General features: G+C 68.9%; 20 protein-coding genes and 1 tRNA gene. 7 read left to right on the forward strand and 14 right to left on the reverse strand.

Features of this window, described 5'->3' with window-relative positions; genetic code table 11:
* Nucleotides 1-51: 51 nt before the first annotated feature.
* Entirely contained in the window at nt 52-1,335 is a 1,284-nt protein-coding gene (locus ACIQLK_RS10385; RefSeq protein WP_400364702.1) for an anthranilate synthase component I family protein, read from the reverse strand.
* A gap of 33 nt (nt 1,336-1,368) precedes the next feature.
* On the opposite strand from ACIQLK_RS10385, the gene ACIQLK_RS10390 reads away from it, so the two are divergent.
* From ACIQLK_RS10390 to ACIQLK_RS10405, 4 genes are read left to right on the forward strand one after another with little or no spacing between them, the layout of a single operon-like run.
* The gene (locus ACIQLK_RS10390; protein WP_400364704.1) at nt 1,369-2,046 is read left to right on the forward strand and encodes a DedA family protein; all 678 of its coding nucleotides are present in this window, start codon (nt 1,369-1,371) and stop codon (nt 2,044-2,046) included.
* 4 nt (nt 2,047-2,050) lie between these two features.
* On the forward strand, nt 2,051-3,097 hold the full coding sequence (locus ACIQLK_RS10395) for an App1 family protein (RefSeq protein WP_400364705.1): 1,047 nt from the start codon (nt 2,051-2,053) through the stop codon (nt 3,095-3,097).
* 10 nt (nt 3,098-3,107) lie between these two features.
* Nucleotides 3,108-3,815 carry an SOS response-associated peptidase gene (locus tag ACIQLK_RS10400; protein ID WP_400364707.1) on the forward strand — a complete coding sequence of 236 codons (708 nt, stop codon included), beginning with the start codon at nt 3,108-3,110 and terminating at the stop codon, nt 3,813-3,815.
* An 11-nt stretch (nt 3,816-3,826) separates the two neighbouring features.
* Nucleotides 3,827-4,684 (forward strand): 3-methyladenine DNA glycosylase, encoded by an 858-nt coding sequence (locus ACIQLK_RS10405; RefSeq protein WP_400364709.1) that lies wholly within the window; start codon nt 3,827-3,829, stop codon nt 4,682-4,684.
* 9 nt (nt 4,685-4,693) lie between these two features.
* Here ACIQLK_RS10405 and nagE read toward each other — a convergent pair whose 3' ends face one another.
* Nucleotides 4,694-6,616, reverse strand: a complete 1,923-nt coding sequence (gene nagE / locus ACIQLK_RS10410) for an N-acetylglucosamine-specific PTS transporter subunit IIBC (protein ID WP_400364711.1) — start codon at nt 6,614-6,616, stop codon at nt 4,694-4,696.
* 156 nt (nt 6,617-6,772) lie between these two features.
* On the opposite strand from nagE, the gene ACIQLK_RS10415 reads away from it, so the two are divergent.
* The gene (locus tag ACIQLK_RS10415; protein WP_400364713.1) at nt 6,773-6,979 is read left to right on the forward strand and encodes a hypothetical protein; all 207 of its coding nucleotides are present in this window, start codon (nt 6,773-6,775) and stop codon (nt 6,977-6,979) included.
* Between the two features lie 238 nt (nt 6,980-7,217).
* Here the strand turns inward: ACIQLK_RS10415 and ACIQLK_RS10420 are convergent.
* From ACIQLK_RS10420 to rplU, 10 genes are all read right to left on the reverse strand, one after another.
* A tRNA-Ala gene (locus ACIQLK_RS10420) sits at nt 7,218-7,290 on the reverse strand.
* A gap of 72 nt (nt 7,291-7,362) precedes the next feature.
* Complete coding sequence (gene rsfS, locus ACIQLK_RS10425) at nt 7,363-7,740, reverse strand: ribosome silencing factor (RefSeq protein WP_400364715.1); 378 nt, start codon at nt 7,738-7,740, stop codon at nt 7,363-7,365.
* A complete protein-coding gene (locus ACIQLK_RS10430) occupies nt 7,740-8,768 on the reverse strand; it encodes a hypothetical protein (RefSeq protein ID WP_400364717.1) in 1,029 nt (342 codons plus the stop codon). The genes rsfS and ACIQLK_RS10430 overlap by 1 nt, the downstream gene beginning before the upstream one ends.
* Nucleotides 8,765-9,361, reverse strand: coding sequence for a nicotinate-nucleotide adenylyltransferase (gene nadD, locus ACIQLK_RS10435; RefSeq protein WP_400364719.1), 597 nt, complete (start codon nt 9,359-9,361; stop codon nt 8,765-8,767). The genes ACIQLK_RS10430 and nadD overlap by 4 nt, the downstream gene beginning before the upstream one ends.
* Nucleotides 9,362-9,371: 10 nt before the next feature.
* Nucleotides 9,372-9,596: a hypothetical protein gene (locus tag ACIQLK_RS10440; RefSeq protein WP_400364721.1), complete on the reverse strand. Its 225-nt coding sequence runs from the start codon at nt 9,594-9,596 to the stop codon at nt 9,372-9,374.
* 44 nt (nt 9,597-9,640) lie between these two features.
* Complete coding sequence (locus ACIQLK_RS10445) at nt 9,641-10,900, reverse strand: glutamate-5-semialdehyde dehydrogenase (protein WP_400364722.1); 1,260 nt, start codon at nt 10,898-10,900, stop codon at nt 9,641-9,643.
* A gap of 40 nt (nt 10,901-10,940) precedes the next feature.
* A complete protein-coding gene (gene proB / locus ACIQLK_RS10450) occupies nt 10,941-11,771 on the reverse strand; it encodes a glutamate 5-kinase (protein WP_400364724.1) in 831 nt (276 codons plus the stop codon).
* Nucleotides 11,768-13,276: a GTPase ObgE gene (gene obgE, locus ACIQLK_RS10455; RefSeq protein WP_400364727.1), complete on the reverse strand. Its 1,509-nt coding sequence runs from the start codon at nt 13,274-13,276 to the stop codon at nt 11,768-11,770. The genes proB and obgE overlap by 4 nt, the downstream gene beginning before the upstream one ends.
* A 92-nt stretch (nt 13,277-13,368) precedes the next feature.
* Complete coding sequence (gene rpmA / locus ACIQLK_RS10460; protein WP_065570691.1) at nt 13,369-13,626, reverse strand: 50S ribosomal protein L27; 258 nt, start codon at nt 13,624-13,626, stop codon at nt 13,369-13,371.
* 21 nt (nt 13,627-13,647) lie between these two features.
* On the reverse strand, nt 13,648-13,956 hold the full coding sequence (gene rplU / locus ACIQLK_RS10465) for a 50S ribosomal protein L21 (protein WP_165971349.1): 309 nt from the start codon (nt 13,954-13,956) through the stop codon (nt 13,648-13,650).
* A gap of 211 nt (nt 13,957-14,167) precedes the next feature.
* Here rplU and ACIQLK_RS10470 point away from each other — a divergent pair, with 211 nt between their 5' ends.
* Nucleotides 14,168-14,440: a DUF4031 domain-containing protein gene (locus ACIQLK_RS10470; RefSeq protein ID WP_400364729.1), complete on the forward strand. Its 273-nt coding sequence runs from the start codon at nt 14,168-14,170 to the stop codon at nt 14,438-14,440.
* Nucleotides 14,441-14,449: 9 nt separating this feature from the next.
* Here ACIQLK_RS10470 and ACIQLK_RS10475 read toward each other — a convergent pair whose 3' ends face one another.
* On the reverse strand, nt 14,450-16,807 hold the full coding sequence (locus tag ACIQLK_RS10475; protein WP_400364730.1) for an Rne/Rng family ribonuclease: 2,358 nt from the start codon (nt 16,805-16,807) through the stop codon (nt 14,450-14,452).
* 300 nt (nt 16,808-17,107) lie between these two features.
* Here ACIQLK_RS10475 and ACIQLK_RS10480 point away from each other — a divergent pair, with 300 nt between their 5' ends.
* Entirely contained in the window at nt 17,108-17,713 is a 606-nt protein-coding gene (locus ACIQLK_RS10480; RefSeq protein ID WP_400364731.1) for a vitamin K epoxide reductase family protein, read from the forward strand.
* Between the two features lie 51 nt (nt 17,714-17,764).
* Here ACIQLK_RS10480 and ndk read toward each other — a convergent pair whose 3' ends face one another.
* Nucleotides 17,765-18,181 (reverse strand): nucleoside-diphosphate kinase, encoded by a 417-nt coding sequence (gene ndk / locus ACIQLK_RS10485; protein WP_091353108.1) that lies wholly within the window; start codon nt 18,179-18,181, stop codon nt 17,765-17,767.

Raw genomic sequence — 18,181 nt, forward strand, 5'->3', positions numbered from 1 at the left:
AAGTCGGGAGGGCGCGCGAAAGCGCCGTTTCAGCCTAGCGGACCGGGACTTTCACCATCCCGGCGGCAGCTCGGCGCCGAGCGCGCGGAGCGGCGCTCGGGCCTTGATCCCGACCTCGGCGACCTCGTCGGCCGCGACCGACCCCCACGTGATGCCGCCGCCGGCGCCGACGTACGCCCCGGCGGGATGGGTCACGATCGAGCGGATCACCATGGCGAGGTCGATCCCCCCGTCGGAACCGATCCACCCGAAGCACCCTGCGAAGACGCCGCGCGGCGCGCCCTCCAGCCGGTGGAGGATCTGCATCGCCGACAGCTTCGGTGCGCCCGTCATGCTGCCGGCCGGGAAGGCGGCATCCCACAGCTCACCGACGGTCGTCCGTGGACGCAATCGCCCCGCCACTGTGCTCACGAGTTGGTGAACCGCGGGGTAGGACTCGACCTCGAGGAGCCGCTCCGCCGCGACCGTCCCGGGCTCGCACACCCGCTGCAGGTCGTTGCGCATGAGGTCGACGATCATGACGTTCTCGGCCTGCTCCTTCTCGCTCCCCCGCAGCGCGGCGGCGAGAGCGTCGTCCTGATCCGCGTCGGCCGAGCGCGGTCGCGTGCCCTTGATGGGTCGGGTGCGGACGATCCCGTCCGCGACCGACAGGAACTGCTCGGGCGACGCGCTCAGGAGCGCCCAGCCGCCGCTGCGGATGAGGCCGCCGTGGTGCGCGGGGGTCGCGGATCGCAGCCGCAGGTAGGTGTCGACCGGGTCGACGGATGCCGGTGTCTCGAACCGCGTCGTGAGGCACAGCTGATACGCACGCCCCTCACGGATCTCCTCGCGGCACTGCTCGATCAGGCCGGCGTAGGTCGCGGGGTCGTGGCGCGCGCTGACCTCGACCGCGGGAGGATCTCCGGGCGTCGGCATCCGTCCCGTCGCGCTCGCGACAGCGGCGGCGAGGCTGTCGAGGTCGCCCTCCGAGCCGAGAGCGATCATCCGCCTCGCGGCGTGGTCGAATCCCAGCATCCGATCGACGCGCAGCCAGACCGCTGCGGGCCCCTCCTCCTCCACGGCGGGGGCACCGGCACGACGGGCTGCGGCGTCGTACCCCGACCAGCCGACCCACCCGCCGCGGAAAGGTCCCACGGCGGCGTCCGACTCACCCCTGAGCCCGACGTCGCGAGGAGCCGCAGACGGGATGCCGGTGCCCACCCAGCTCCAGCCGTCCGGCGCATCGGGCCCGGCGTCGAGCCAGAACGCGTCGGCGGCGTCGCCGATGACCTCGGTGAAGACGACAGCGGGATCGATCCACCCGGGAAGGACGCGGGAGGCGAGGTCGCGGGACACTCCCTCAGGGTAGACGGCGGATAATCTGGGGTCGTGAACGAGATCCTCGACTGGCTGCTCGGCACCGTCCAGGCGGTGGATCCCGTGGTCCGCGTCATCGTCGCGGGCGTCGCGATGATGCTCGAGACGAGTGTGCTGATCGGACTCATCGTCCCCGGCGACACGATCGTCATCGTCGCCGGCACCGCGGTCGACAACCTCGCCGAGGGCACCTGGCTCGTCCTCACTGTCCTCGTCGGTGCGCTCGTCGGCGAGAGCATCGGGTTCGCGTTGGGCCGCTGGCTCGGCCCCCGCATCCGGTTCTCGCGGGTCGGCAGGCTCATCGGGGAACGCAACTGGGCACGCGCCGAGCTGTATCTTCGCCGTCGGGGCGGCCCGGCCATCTTCCTTTCGCGCTTCCTGCCCGTGCTCCACTCGCTCGTGCCGCTGACCGTCGGCATGAGCGGATTCGCGTACCGCCGGTTCCTCGCGTGGACGGTGCCGGCGTGCACGGTCTGGTCGGTCGCCTACGTCTCGGTCGCCGCCGCCGCGGCCGAGAGCTACCGCGAGCTCTCCGACAGCCTGCACTACGCCGGATATGTCTTCGTCGGGATCATCGCGGCCTTCCTCCTCCTCGTCTACGTCGCGAAGCGCGTCATCGGCGCCCGCGAGGCCCGCCACCTCGAACTCGACGACGCGACGGAAGCTCGCACCGACGACGTGAAAGACTGAACCGATGGCTTCCCCCTCTTCGCCCGACACGAAAGTGCTGTGGCTGGCGCGCCTCGAGTACCGGTTCCACTCCTGGCGGGAGAAGCGCGCCCGCGCAAGGGGACAGCGTCCCACCGTCGCCGCCTTCCCCGGTTACGGCAGCACGGAATGGGTACGCGTCCTCGGCCGTGTGCTGATCCCCCCGAAGGCGAAGCGTCGGGAACGCGGCGACTACGCGGGCGTGCGCGGCTGGCGCAGCTTCGCCGCGGTGCCGATCGCCGAGGCCACCGTCACCGTGGTGATCGACGGAGCGACCCATGAGGTGACGGCGGATCGTGGTGGCGTCATCGACGCCGTCCTGCCCGCCACGCTCTCCGCCGGCTGGCAGACGGTCACCATGAGCGTCGAGGACGCTGACCCTGTCGAGGCCCGCGTCTTCATCGTGGGTGACGACATACGTTTCGGCGTCATCTCGGACGTCGACGACACCGTCATGGTCACCGCGCTCCCTCGTCCCTTCGTCGCCGCTTGGAACTCCTTCGTCCTCAACGAGCACGCCCGCCAGCCCGTCCCCGGGATGGCGGTGCTGCTCGAGCGGCTCGCTCGCGAGAACCCCGGGTCGCCCATCCTCTACCTCTCGACCGGCGCCTGGAACGTCGCGCCGACCCTGGTCCGGTTCCAGCGACGGCACCTGTTCCCCCTCGGGGCGATGCTCCTGACGGACTGGGGCCCGACGCACGATCGGTGGTTCCGCAGCGGCAAGGAGCACAAGAGGGAGAACCTGCGCCGCCTGGCGGCCGAGTTCCCCGACATCGATTGGTTGCTCATCGGCGACGACGGCCAACACGACGACGAGATCTACACCCAGTTCACGATCGAGCATCCAGAACAGGTAGCCGCCGTCGCGATCCGGCGACTGACCCCGGCAGAGGCAGTCCTCGCCGGTGGACGGACGGCCGTGGACGATCACAGCGCGGCCGGCGTGCCCTGGGTGACCGGCGACGACGGAGCGGAGCTGCTCGAGCGTCTGACCGACGTCGACATCGTCCGCGATGTCCCCACCTCCTCCTAGGCTGACAGCCATGTGCGGTCGCTTCGTCGTTGCCAACGTCGCCTCGGAACTCGTCGGTGTACTCCGTGTCGATGTCGAGAGCGACTATCTCCCCGCGCCGTCGTACAACGTCGCACCGACCTCGCAGGTCGGCATCGTTCTCGACTCGGCCAAGACCGACCCGCCCACGCGTCGGCTGGAACCGGCGCGCTGGGGCCTGGTCCCCTCGTGGGCGAAGGACGTGAAGGTCGGTGCGCGGGCGTTCAACGCGCGGTCGGAAGAGCTCGAAGACAAGCCGATGTTCCGGCAGGCCCTCATCAAGCGCCGCGCCATCGTGCCTGCCACCGGCTACTACGAGTGGCAGACGACAGACGAGGGCAAGACGCCCTACTTCATCCATCCCGCCGACGGGTCACCTCTTCTCTTCGCAGGCCTCTACGAGTGGTGGAAGGACCCGGCCAAGGCCGAGGACGATCCCACCAAATGGGTGCTGTCGTTCACGATCATCACGCGCGACGCCGTCGCGCCGCTCGGGTCGATCCACGACCGGATGCCGCTGTTCCTCGACGCCGACTTCGCCGATGCCTGGCTCGACACCGAGGTCGACAATGTCGGTGACCTCCTGGACGCCGCCGTCGACGCGGCCCCCCAGGTCGTCACGGGGCTCACCGACCACGTCGTCTCGAGCGCCGTCGGCAACGTCCGCAACGACTCCCCCGAGCTGATCCAGCCCGTCTGACCCGCCCCCGCATGCCCGCCCTCACGAGTGCTGTCCTCGCGCGGTCCGATTGGACCGACCGGATGCAGGCGCACGCCGAGCGGGCCGACGCGCTGACCGCCGGGCGCCGCCGTCGCGCAGCGAGAGCCGAGAGTCACCCGGTCGACGACTTCCTCTACACCTACTACTCGTACAAGCCGTCGCTCCTGCGCCGGTGGCACCCCGGCCGCGATGTCGGACTGGCGGATGCCGCCGATGCACCGCACATCGCATGGCGGTGGTACCGAGTCGATCGCGATGCGGTCATCGCCGACGCCGAGGCGTTCCTCACGGAGAAAGTGCCTTTGGTCCGAGCGATCCGCGGCATCCTGTCGAGCACGCTCGGGCGGACGGGCTCATACGGGTGCTTCGGCCTGCACGAATGGGCCATGGTCTACCGGGACGGCGACACCCGGCATCCCGTGCCGTTGCGACTCGGTGCGGACGGGACGGATGCCGTCGTCGAGGCGCACGATCTGCGCTGCACGCACATCGACGCGTTCCGCTTCTTCACCTCCGAGGCGACGCCGCTCAACCGCTTCTCCCCCACGCGCGAGACGCAGGCGCAGACCGAGCAGCCGGGGTGCCTGCACGCCGGCATGGACCTGTACAAGTGGGCGGTGAAGCTCGGCCCGCTCGTACCGGGCGAGCTCCTCCTCGACGCCTTCATCCTCGCCCGCGACATCCGCGAACTCGACATGCGGGCCTCGCCGTACGACCTCAGCGACTGGGGCTACTCCCCCGTCGCGATCGAGACGCCCGCGGGAAAGGCCCACTACGTCGCTGCGCAGCGCGCTTTCACCGAGCGGGCTCAGCCGATCCGCGCGGCGCTGCTCGCGACGATCGGCTGAGCCCGACTCTCACGTGAGATCGACTCGCGCGTCCGGGTTGTTCAAGACGATCACGGGTGTGACGGGTGAATGACCCGCCGCGACGATCTTCGAGCGGTCGAAACGGACCAGACGATCTCCCGTCCTCACCCGCTGCCCGGCCGACACGAGGATCTGGAATCCATCACCCTTCATATCCACGGTGTCGATGCCGATGTGGATGAGCAGCTCCGTCCCATCGTCGAGGCGCAGGCCGACGGCGTGCCCGGTCGGGAAGATGCTCTCCACGACACCATTAGCAGGCGCCGTCACGACATCACCCGCGGGATCAATGGCGACGCCGGGCCCCATCGTCCCTGCCGAGAACATCTCGTCGGGGACGTCGGAGAGGGGAATTACCCGACCGGCGACGGGCCTCGTGAGACGAACCACTGCAAGTGCTTCCGTCGGCGGGGCCGCGACAGCGCCCGAACGTGTCCGCTGACCGGCGGAGCTCCCGCGCCCCGCGATGACGTCCTCCATCGCGTCCCTCACGAATTGGACGTTCAAGCCGTAGACGACCTGCACCGAGTTTCCGCCCGGCTTGATGGTGCCGGCTGCACCGGCTCGCTTCAACGCACGCTCGTCGACACTGTCGACGTCGGCGATCTCCATGCGCAGGCGGGTGGCGCAATTGTCGAGCTCGACGATGTTCTCGCGGCCGCCCAGGGCGGCGACGAACCGCTCGGCGGTGACGCGGAAGTCCCCGCGAGGTGCGGCATCCGATTCGTCCTCATCGTCGAGCACGTCGTCGTCCTCCCGTCCGGGCGTCTTCAGATCGAAGCGGCGGATGACCCACCGGAAGACGAGGAAGTAGATGACGAACCAGATCGGCCCCATGATGAGGATGATCCACGGATTCTCTGCCAACGGATTCGCCCAGCCGAGCACGAGATCGATGAACCCGCCCGAGAAGCCGAAGCCCATCCGCACCGGGAGGATCGCGGAAACGAAAAGCGAGATGCCCATGAAGACGGCGTGGATGAGGTACAGCCACGGCGCCAGGAACATGAACGAGAACTCCAGCGGCTCCGTGACGCCCACGAAGAACGACGAGATGGCACCGGAGAGCAGGATGCCGGCGGCCACCTTCCGCCGCGTCGTCTTGGCGGTCACATACATCGCGAGCGCGGCACCGGGCAGACCGAACATCATGACGGGGAAGAAGCCGGTCATGTACTGACCGGTCACACCGTAGACGCCGTCCCCGGCGGAGCCCTGGAGGAAGTTGTTGAGATCGTTGATGCCCGCGACGTCGAACCAGAAGACCGAGTTGAGCGCGTGGTGGAGACCGAGAGGGATCAACAGGCGGTTGAAGAAACCATAGAGGCCCGCACCGACCGGGCCCAGGGTGACGATCCATTCCCCGAAGCCCACCAGGCCGCCGTAAACGAACGGCCAGACGAACATCAGCACGAGAGCGACGACGAGGGAGAGCCCCGCGGTCACGATCGCGACGGAGCGCTTTCCCGAGAAGAACGACAGCGCGTCGGGCAGCTTGGTGTCTTTGAAACGGTTGTAGCACCACGCGCCGATCAGACCGCAGATGATGCCGACGAAGACGTTCTGCACCTTTGTGAATGCCGCATCGACGTCGTCGACGGCGACCCCGGTGAGCGCAGCCATGGTCGTCGGGCTGAGCATCGTCGTGAGTGTGAGCCACGACACCAGACCGGCCAAGGCAGATGTCCCGTCGGACTTCTTCGCCATCCCGATCGAGACGCCGACGGCGAACAGAAGTGCGAGGTTGTCGAGGAGAGCACCGCCGGCGGCGCTGAGGAAAGCCGACCCAACGTTGTCGGATCCGCCGTTCGCATTCTTGATCCAGTAGCCGATGCCCGAGAGGATGGCCGCCACCGGGAGGACGGCGACGGGGAGCATGAGCGACCGGCCGAGTCTCTGGAAGAACTTCATCGTTTCTCCGTTCCGCATCCCCGACGGGGAGCCAGCCACAGGCTACTCACGGTTCCCTCCCCGCGGCAGAGGCCACGCGGCCCGGACGGATACCGCCGTCAACCCCTCGATCTCCGACGAGATCCTCGCGAGACTGGCGGAGTCGAAAGGATGATCGTGACTGCTGATAGCACCTCCCCTTCCCCTGAGCTCGCTCGCTTCGTCGGCGGAGAACAGGAGGGCCTGCCCCCTGCGCCGGAGGGAGCCCCCGACCAGGCGGACGACGTGGCGCCCGACGACCGGTTCCACGCGCCCGAGGACGGAGATCTCACCGTCGACGAGGAGGTCACGGAAGGGGCCCCGGACTCGACCGACGAACTCTGACCGAGCCTGCGCCGGTGCGCGCCGGGCGCCCGCCGAGGACTGCCTGCGGTGGCGAACTTGGAGAAGCTTCCATAGCCCTAGGTCAGGCTGGTCGCAGCCGCCCGATCGGGTGGTGATACCGCAACGTCGAGGCCACGGAAGCGTTCATCGGGTCACCCTGGTCATGCCGACCATCGTGGCATCCTGCCGGCCGAGCATCGGGCAGAAACACAAAAACCCCGGCGAACCGGGGTGTTTGTGGACCTGAGGGGACTCGAACCCCTGACCCCCTGCATGCCATGCAGGTGCGCTACCAGCTGCGCCACAGGCCCTTGGTCGCCGCTCGCGGCAACTCATCCAGCTTACTACACGTGGAGGAGTGCTCAGAACACGAGGCGACGACGTCACTCGCTCGGAGCGGGCTCCGCGATCGTCACGGGGATGATCGGACAGTCCTTCCACAGTCGCTCGAGCCCATAGAACACGCGCTCCTCCTCGTGGAAGACGTGCACGACCAGATCGCCGAAGTCGAGGAGGACCCAACGCGACTCGTCGCGACCCTCACGGCGCAGGCGCTTCTGACCGGCTTCGAGCATCTTGTCCTCGACCTCGTCGGCAATGGCCGCGACGTTGCGCTCGCTGTTGCCGGTGACGAGGAGGAAGGCGTCGATCAGCGGGAGCGGGCCCGACACGTCGAACGCGACGAGATCCGTACCGCCCTTGCTGTCTGCGGCGGCGGCAGCCACCTGGACGAGTTCGTGCGTGTGCTCTGCAGCGACCATCAGAAGTTTCCGTTCACAAGGGTGAGGATGAGCACCGTCGCGAGGGCCAGGCCGAGGGCGCCGGCGCAGATCGCGAGGGTCATGATGAGGCGGCTGCCCTTCTCGGGCGCCGGAGGGCGGATGATCTCGTCCGCACTCTTAATGGTACTGATCGCCGACGATGCGGCGATCGGGGTCGGCGAGGATGCCGGGGGCAGCTCGCCGTCGATGAGCGCGGCGTCCGCGTCCTTGCCGTCGGAGTTGCCCGGCCCCACTCCGGTCGAGCCGAAGCTCTCCGGGAGCGCGTAACTGCCGGTGATGATGAGCTCGCCGGTTCCGAGGATGGGGACCGACAAGGACCCGGTCTCGGGGGTCTGCGACAGGATGAGCGCGTTCGGGGCCGAAGCGGAACCGCTCCCCCCGCGCGTCAGGAGTTGATCGAAGGACGGCGGGAGCTCCACAGGAGCCGCGCCATCCTCGAGGAGCTGCGCCCCCAGGTCCGGGGCGACGACCCTCGCCGGCTCCGCTTCGGCGGCATCCGCCTGCTCGTCCTCGATAACCGGCTGATCCTCGACGGCAGGTTCGCCGTCGTGCACAGCCTCATCCTCGACGACGGACATGTCGTCGTGGGTGGCCTCGTCCTCATGAACCTCCGCCTCGACGACGAGCTCGGAGGACACGTCGACGTCATCGGCCTCGAACGACTCGTGCTCACCCGTCTCGGACTCACCCGTCTCGGACTCCTGCGGGAGGACGTCCACGGCCCCGGTGCGCATCTTCGCGAGGTAGCGCGCCTGACGGCGGCTGACCGGGTGCGCGTCGGGATCGAGCTCAGCATCGTCTGCGAGGGCGACGGGTGTCCGCTCCGGCGCGACATCCACCTCGTGCGCCACCGCGGCAGCGGCGGCTTCCTCCGCTGCCGCATCGGAGGCGTCGGCATCCGCCTGCGCCTGTTCCGGCGTGATGATGGGCGTGGATGCCGTGTTGCGCAGTTCACGCAGCTGGCGCCGTGTGAGCGGCGGAGTGCCCGGCTGGTCTGGTGTGCTCATGCCTTGCTCCGATACAGGTGATGCTTCGCAATGTATTGGACGACGCCGTCGGGCACGAGGTACCAGACGGGGTGTCCGCGACGCACGCGAGCGCGGCAGTCGGTGGAGGAGATCGACAGCGCCGGGATCTCGAGCTTGCTGACGTCGTCCGAGGGGAGCCCCTCGACGCTCAGGGTGTGTCCCGGACGGGATACGGCGACGAAGTGCGCGAGGTCCCAGAGCTCCGCGACGTCGCGCCATCCGAGGATCTGCGCGATCGCATCGGCGCCCGTGATGAAGAAGAGGTCCGCGTCGGGCCGCTGCGCCTTGAGGTCGCGAAGGGTGTCGATCGTGTACGTCTTGCCCGTGCGGTCGACGTCCACGCGGCTGACGGTGAACATCGGATTGGATGCCGTCGCGATGACGGTCATCAGATACCGGTGCTCGGCGGAGGAGACGCCCGACTTCTGCCACGGCTCACCGGTCGGGACGAAGACGACCTCATCGAGATCGAATGACTGAGCGACCTCGCTCGCCGCCACGAGGTGTCCGTGATGGATCGGGTCGAACGTGCCGCCCATCACACCGATACGCGGTGCGCGCGTGGTTGCCATCGACACGGCCTCAGTGGTGGCCGTGGCCCGCCTGCTGCACGGGGTTCTTCGCGGCGTACGCCTCGGCCTTGTGCGCGTGGCGGTTGGCCACGTTGCGGTACGACAGGCTCACGAGCGCGAGCAGCAGGAACAGCACGAACGCGACGATGCCGTACCCGAAGGTCGTGCCCATGACGTTTCCGCCGTGGTGCTCGGTCTCGGCTGCGGCGAGGACGATGGTCGTCGCGAAGTTCATTCGGGCTCCGTTCGAGGGGTCGGGTGCATCAACAGTTTAGGCGGTCAGGAGCGGATCTGCCCGGCACCCCGCGCGAGCCACTTGGTCGTGGTGAGCTCGGGCAGTCCCATGGGACCTCGGGCGTGGAGCTTCTGCGTCGATATGCCGACCTCCGCACCGAAGCCGAACTCGCCGCCGTCGGTGAACCGCGTGGACGCGTTGACCATGACGACGGCGGCATCCACCTCGGCGAGGAATCGCTCAGCGACGTCGTCGTCCTGCGTGATGATCGACTCGGTGTGCTGCGTCGAGTACCGCCGGATGTGCGCCAACGCGTCGTCGAGATCGTCGACGACCCGGACCGAGATGTCGAGGCTCATGTGCTCGGTCGCCCAGTCGTCCTCCGTCGCGGGGACGACATCGGAGGCCAACGAGGCGGTCTCGGCGTCCCCGTGGACGGTGACACCCCGCTCCTGCAGCGCGGCGACGACCGGCGGAATGAGGCGGGACGCCGCATCGCGGTGCACGAGCAGCGTCTCGACCGCGTTGCACACGCTCGGGCGCTGGACCTTCGCATTGACGGCGATATCGGTGGCCCATTCGAGCGGCGCGGACGCGTCCAGCACGATGTGCACGACGCCAGCACCCGTCTCGATCACCGGAACGGAGGACTCGGTGACGACGGTCTCGATCAGCTGCGCACTTCCGCGGGGCACGAGGACGTCGACGAGCCCACGGGCTCGCATCAGGGCGCGCGCGCCGTCACGGCCGAAGTCGTCCACGGTCTGAATCGCTTCGGGGTCCACGCCGGCGTCCGCGAGCGCCCCGCGCATGACCGAGATGAGCGCCGCATTCGAGGACAGCGCCGCACTCCCGCCGCGCAGCACGACGGCGTTCCCGGACCGCAGCGCGAGCGCCGCGATGTCGACGGTCACGTTCGGGCGGGCCTCGTAGATGGAACCGATCACACCGAACGGCACCGAGACCTTCTGCAGGTGCAGCCCGTTGTCGAGGACGCGGTCGTCGAGCACGATGCCGACCGGGTCAGGAAGTTCGGCGACGTCACGCACGGCGGTTGCGAGCGCACGCACACGCGAGTCGTCGAGCGTGAGGCGATCGATGAGCCCCGTCGTGAGCCCGTCGGCACGCCCGCGGGCGACGTCCTCGGCGTTCGCCGCCACGATGAGGTCGACGTTCGCGTCGATCGCATCGGCGATGCCGCGCAGAAGGCCGGCCTTGGCGGCATCCGTCAACAGCCCGACGGACCGTGATGCCGTGCGAGCCGATTGCATCCGCTCCTGGGGCGTGGCGGCGGTGATCGTCATCCGCCAAGTCTAGAGCGGGCGGATGCCGCGGCTCGCCCGTTCAGGCGCCGTCGACGGGCACGGGTGCCGTTGTCGCGGGGGTGATCGGCTGCGGGTTGGGAGCGAACCAGGTGCCGACCTGCTCGCCGCGGAGCGCGGAGTGCACGAGGTCGGCGCTCGTGACGAGGACGGCGATGCCCGCGGCGGACGCCAATCGGGCAGCGGACGCCTTGGTCGCCGCTCCCCCGGTGCCGACGCTGTTGACGACGACGGAGCCGAACTGGAAGCCGGACAGATCGTCCCCGAAGGCGACGTCGATGATGGGTTCCGCCCCCGGCTCGTCCGGCGGACGTGTGTAGAGCGTCTCGATGTCGCTCAGGAGCACGAGTGCGTCCGCCCCGACGAGCTGCGCGACGAGCGCAGCGAGACGGTCGTTGTCGCCGAAGCGGATCTCGTGAGTGGCGACCGTGTCGTTCTCGTTGACGATCGGGAGGATGCGCAGGCCCAGCAGCCGCTCCATCGCGCGTCGAGCGTTGGACCGGTGCGTCGGATTCTCGAGGTCCCCCGCCGTGAGGAGCACTTGTCCCGCGACGATGTCGAAGGGGCGAAGGGCTTCCTGGTAGCGGTAGATCAGCACGTTCTGACCGACTGCGGCCGCGGCCTGCTGCGTCGCGAGGTCGCTGGGACGGGCGTCGAGCAGCAGGAAGGGCATGCCGGTTGCGATGGCACCGGAGGACACCAGCACCACCTCGGTGCCGCGGGCGTGGGCCTCGGCGAGGGCGTCGACGATCGGGCCGATCTTCTCCGCGTTCTCGCCACTGATCGACGACGATCCGACCTTGACGACGACGCGGCGGGCACCGGCGAGCCCGGAGCGGTCCTTCAGGGTCACGAGTCGACCTCGTCCTCCCCGCGGCTCGCGGCGATCCGCTCGGATTCGAGCTCGGCGCGCGCTTCCGCCTTGGCGTCCATGCGCTCGTGATAGCGATCACGTCGCTGCGACGTGGTCCGGCGCGGGTTGAGGTCGAGGCGGGGGTCGGTGCCACGCGGCGCGGTCATCAACTCGGCGGCCGACCCGAGGGAGGGGTGCCAGTCGAAGACGATGCCGTCGCCGGGGCCGATGACGACCGTGGAGCCCGCCTGCGCGCCGGCACGGAAGAGCTCGTCCTCGACGCCCAGTTTCTCGAGGCGGTCGGCGAGGAAGCCGACGGCCTCCTCGTTCTGGAAGTCGGTCTGCTGCACCCACCGCACCGGCTTGTCGCCCAGGATGCGGTAGATGTTGCCGTAGGTACCGCCCTCGACGCGGATCTCGAAGTCCTTCTTCGACCCCTGAGGCCGGATGACGACGCGCTCGGGAGCCGGTGCCGCCGCCAGCGCCGCACGATGCTCCTCGACGATCTCGCCGAGGGCGAAGGTCAGCTGACGCAGGCCGTCGCGGCTGACCGTGGAGATATCGAAGACACGGAATCCACGCGCCTCGAGTTCGGGACGCACCAGGTCGGCGAGGTCCTTCGCCTCGGGCACGTCGAGCTTGTTCAGCGCGACGAGCTGCGGGCGATCCAGGAGGGGGATCTGCCCCTCGGGCACCGGGTACGCGGCGAGTTCCGCGAGGATCACGTCGAGGTCGCTGATCGGGTCGCGTCCAGGCTCCAGCGTCGCGCAGTCGAGCACGTGCACGAGAGCCGTGCACCGCTCGACGTGACGGAGGAACTCCAGGCCGAGGCCCTTGCCTTCGCTGGCACCCTCGATCAGTCCGGGCACGTCGGCCACGGTGTAGCGTGCGTCGCCGGCCTGGACCACGCCGAGGTTCGGGTGCAGGGTGGTGAACGGGTAGTCGGCGATCTTGGGCCGTGCAGCTGAGATGGCGGCGATGAGGCTCGACTTGCCGGCGGACGGGAACCCGACGAGGGCGACGTCGGCGACGGTCTTCAGCTCCAGCTGGACGTCGCCCGTCCATCCGGGCGTACCGAGCAGCGCGAATCCGGGAGCCTTGCGCTTGGGGTTTGCGAGGGCGGCGTTGCCGAGACCGCCCTGACCGCCAGGAGCGACGACGAAGCGGATGCCGGGTGTCGCCATGTCGACGAGGACCTCACCGGTCTCGTCCTTGACGACAGTTCCCACCGGGACCGGCAGCTCGAGCGGCTCGCCCTGGGCCCCGGATCGGTGATCGCCCATGCCGAAACCGCCGTTGCCTGCGGAACGGTGGGGAGAGTGGTGGTACGACAGGAGGGTCGTGACCTGCGGGTCCGACACCAGGATGATGTCGCCGCCATGGCCGCCGTTGCCGCCGTCGGGTCCGGCGAGCGGCTTGAACTTCTCACGCTTCACCGACACACAGCCGTTGCCGCCCTTGCCTGCGCTCAGATGCAGCGTCACGCGATCGACGAACGTCACCATGCGGTGTCTCCTGACGGGGAAGCCGACAAGTGCCGGCGGGGAAAGAACGAGGGGCGGGCCGTAGCCCGCCCCTCGTCAAGGAATGTGTGTGGTCACTCAGCGGCCGACACGATGTTGACGACCTTGCGGCCGCCCTTCGTGCCGAACTCGACCGCACCGGCGGCCAGAGCGAACAGCGTGTCGTCGCCACCGCGGCCGACACCGGCACCGGGGTGGAAGTGCGTGCCGCGCTGGCGGACGATGATCTCGCCGGCGAGGACCTGCTGACCACCGAAGCGCTTCACGCCGAGGCGCTGTGCGTTGGAGTCACGACCGTTACGGGTGGAGCTTGCGCCCTTTTTGTGTGCCATCTCTCGTGTCCTCTCGGCTGCTTACTTGATGCCGGTGATCTTGACGCGCGTGAGGTCCTGACGGTGGCCCTGGCGCTTCTTGTAGCCGGTCTTGTTCTTGAACTTCTGGATGATGATCTTCGGGCCGCGCTCTTCGCCGAGGACCTCGGCGGTGACCTTCACCTTGGCGAGCTTGTCGGCGTCGGTCGTCACGGCGTCGCCGTCGACGAACAGGACGGCGGGGAGCTCGATCTTGTCGCCGACCTTCGCCGACTGACGGTCGAGGACGACGATCGTGCCGACCTGAACCTTCTCCTGACGGCCACCGGCGCGCACAACTGCGTAAACCACTTCACACCTTGTTTCTTCTGTGGAGCGCACGGCTCCGATTGTCTGATGAGACTGGAAGTCATGGTGCGGAAGCCAGGCTCTGCATCGCAACTGCCTGCGACACGTGACGCACCAAGGGACCAGAATACCCGATCCCCGCAGTGAGGGCAAAAGCGCGGCCCGGCGCGCCGCACCCGGTCCGCCGCCCGCGCGGCCCGCTTATGATCGGCGGATGGCCATCCTCGTCGACTCCGCGATGTGGCCCGCCCACGGCAAACTCTGGGCGCATCTTGTGTCGGACAGCGACCTGGCCGAGCTCCACGCCTTCGCGGCGGCGCACGGCATCCCTCCCCGCGCGTTCGACCGCGACCACTACGACGTCCCCGAGGACATGATCGACCGGCTGGCGGCTGCCGGAGCGGAGCAGGTCGGAGCGCACGAGCTCGTCAGGCGTCTGATCGCCTCGGGCCTGCGCGTCACCGCCCGCGAGCGTCGCGGACGGTGACGGGCGGGATCAGTCGTCGTTCGACGAGGTCTGAACCGGCGTGCCGGTGAGGGCAGCGGTCGTCACACGACGACGCGCGCGGCCCTGACCCGGGGCCTTGGGCTCCGGGAGCGCCTCGAGCACCGAGTCGAGCAGGCGATCCGCGTCGGTCTTGGGGGCCGAGTCCGTCTTCTTGCGACGAGGGCGCTTGGCCCGCTCGGGACGCTCCGCGACGGCCGGCTCCTCGACAGCCGCGGCAACCGCGGCCTCTTCGTGAGGCTGAATGGTGGATGCCGCGATCTGCGCGAGCGCCGACTTCACGCCCTCCGTGATGACGTGGGTGTGCCCGGGAGCCGCGGGGGCAGTGCCCCCGCCCTGGTTCTGCGCCGCGCCGCCGGTCTGCCGGGGGCGACGGTTCCCGTTCCCACCGTTGCCGTTCCCGTTCCCGCCCGACGAGCGGTGCTTGACGACCGGATCGTGGTGCACGATGACGCCGCGGCCCGCGCACACCTCGCACGCCTCGCTGAATGTCTCGAGCAGCCCCAGACCGATCTTCTTACGGGTCATCTGCACGAGCCCGAGCGAGGTGACCTCGGCGACCTGGTGCTTCGTCCGGTCGCGGCTCAGGCACTCCACGAGCCGGCGGAGCACGAGGTCGCGGTTGGACTCCAGCACCATGTCGATGAAGTCGACGACGATGATGCCGCCGATGTCGCGCAGGCGCAGCTGACGAACGATCTCCTCCGCGGCCTCGAGATTGTTCTTCGTGACCGTCTCTTCGAGGTTCCCACCGGTGCCGACGAACTTGCCCGTGTTGACGTCGACGACGGTCATCGCCTCGGTGCGGTCGATGACGAGCGAGCCACCCGAGGGCAGCCAGACCTTGCGGTCGAGGGCTTTCTCGATCTGCTCCGTGATCCGGAAGACATCGAACGGGTCCTGCTCGCCCTCGTACTTCTCGATGCGCTCCAGCAGGTCCGGCGCGACGCCCGTCAGGTACGACGTGATCGTCTGGTAGGCCTCGTCGCCCTGGATGAGCATCTTGCGGAAGTCCTCGTTGAAGACGTCGCGGACGATCTTGACCAGGAGGTCGGGCTCGGAGTGAAGGAGGGCCGGGGCCTGGCCGGTCTGGGCCTGCGCGCTGATGTGCTCCCACTGCGAGGTGAGGCGCTGGACGTCTCGCGTCAGCTGCTCCTCGGTGGCACCCTCAGCGGCCGTCCGGACGATGACGCCCGAGGACTCCGGGAGGACCTCCTTGAGGATCTTTTTGAGGCGCGCCCGCTCGGTGTCGGGGAGCTTGCGGGAGATGCCGTTCATGGCACCGCCGGGGACGTACACGAGGTAGCGACCGGGGAGGGAGATCTGGCTCGTGAGGCGCGCGCCCTTGTGGCCGACGGGGTCCTTCGTGACCTGCACGAGGACTCGGTCGCCGGACTTGAGCGCCAGCTCGATGCGGCGAGGCTGATTGCCCGTCTCGACGGCATCCCAGTCGACCTCGCCGGAATAAAGCACGGCGTTGCGGCCGCGACCGATGTCGACGAACGCGGCCTCCATGCTGGGGAGGACGTTCTGCACGCGACCCAGGTACACGTTACCGATGAGGGACGCGTCCTGGTTGCGGGCCACGTAGTGCTCGACGAGGACGTTGTCCTCGAGTACGCCGATCTGGATGCGGCCACCGCGCGAACGGACGATCATGTCCCGATCGACGGACTCGCGCCGCGCGAGGAACTCGGCTTCGGTCACGACGGCGCGGCGGCGGCCGGCCTCGCGGCCGTCCCGGCGGCGCTGCTTCTTCGCCTCGAGCCGGGTGGACCCCTTGATGCGCTGCGGTTCGGTGATGACCTCGACGGCGCGGCGGCGGGGCGCGGCGGGCTCGTCGTTCTGCTCGGGGGCGTTGCCGCCGCCACGACGACGGTTGCGACGTCGGGAGCCGCCGGATGCCTCGGGGCCGTTCTCGTCGCGATCGTCACGGTCGTCGCGGGGCAGCGCCGGAAGCGGGGCGACCTCGGGGGCGTAGAAGTGCAGCGCGGTCGACACGGCGGAGACGAACTGCTCCGGGAGCAGGCCCAGGCTGACCGCCGTGGGCACCTCGGGCTCCGCCGGCTCGGCAGGCGCCTCAGGCTCCGCGATCTGTTCGGGCTCGGCAGGTGCCCCGGGCTCTGCGACCTGCTCGGGCTCGGTGGCCTCACCCGCGTGGTCTGGCGAATCCGCCGTCGCCTCGGCAACGGGCGCCGTCTCAGCGACGCGAACCGTCTCCTCAGCCGACGTCTCAGCGACAGGAGCCGAGACGTCGGCTCCGGCCTGCTCCGTCGCTTCCGTCGTCTCGGGCGTCAGCTCGCCGTCGTTCGCATCGAATGCTGCCGTGTCGTTCGTGTCATCTGCCATCTCTGGCCTACTCCTAGCCGACGGCCCCGCGTGCCGTCCGGCGAAAATCGGGCGGCGCCGCTCCGTTGTCGGGGGTGCCGCGAACTCATTCGGTCTGCAGCCGATCCCCGCACACTCGGCGGGGTGATGCTGCGCGGGCGTCGATCGCCCGAAGTCTTCTGGTGACATCTTGGCGGCGCGGCCGCGGGGACGTCGACCCCCATTATCCCACTACCCGGGACGAAACCGTGACGGACCGCCCCGGATATGCACGGCCGAGCAGTCAGGAGACGGATCAGCCGCGGTGCGATAATCGCCCGCATGACCTCGCGGACCCGCTCTCCCCGCCCGACCGTCTTCGCCCTGTGGCTGATCTTCGCCGGCGTCGTGGGGTGGATCGCCGCGTTCGCGCTCACCACCGAGAAGTTCGCCCTCCTCGAGAATCCCGGCTCCTCGGCGTCCTGTGACATCAGCATCCTGGTGCAGTGCGGGAAGAACCTCGAGTCTGCGCAGGGATCGGTGTTCGGGTTCCCGAATCCGATCCTCGGCCTGACCGGCTGGGTGGCGCCCATCGTGGTCGGCGCCGCTCTCCTGGCCGGCGCACGATTCGCGCGGTGGTTCTGGCTGCTCTTCGGGCTCGGGGTGACAGCGGCGTTCGCATTCGTCCTGTGGCTCATCACGCAGAGCATCTTCGTGCTCGCGACACTCTGCCCGTGGTGCATGGTGACGTGGTCGGTGACGATCCCGACGTTCTTCGCCGTGACGGTCCACCTCGTCCGGGAGGGCGCCATACCGGCGTCCGCCGCCGTCCGCCGCCGGGCGGACGCGCTCATGGCGTGGACGCCTCTCATGGCCATCATCGCCTTCGCCGTCGTCGGCGTGATCGCCCAGGTGCGCCTGGACTGGATCGCGGAGTTCACCCGCTGAAACGGCGATGCGCCCGCCCCGAGACCGGGACGGGCGCATGCGGAGTGATCGTCAGTCGAACCAGATCGCCAGTTCGCGGTTCGCGGATTCGACGCTGTCGCTGCCGTGGACGAGGTTCTGCTGGACGGCCAGGCCCCAGTCACGGCCGAAGTCGCCGCGGATCGTGCCGGGCGCTGCGGTGGTCGGGTCGGTGGTGCCGGCGAGCGAGCGGAAGCCCTCGATGACGCGGTTGCCGGCGAGGCGGATCGCCACGGACGGCCCGGACATCATGAACTCGAGCAGCGGCTCGTAGAACGGCTTGCCCTCGTGCTCGGCGTAGTGCTGCTCGAGGCGCTCGCGGTCGGGCTCGACGAGGCGGATGTCGACGAGCGAGTACCCCTTCGCCTCGATGCGCGCGAGGATCGCACCGGTCAGGCCGCGTGCGACGCCGTCGGGCTTCACGAGGACGAGTGTCTGTTCGGTGGCCAT

It is taken from the genome of Microbacterium sp. NPDC091382 (assembly GCF_044757025.1).
Taxonomy (GTDB): Bacteria; Actinomycetota; Actinomycetes; order Actinomycetales; family Microbacteriaceae; genus Microbacterium.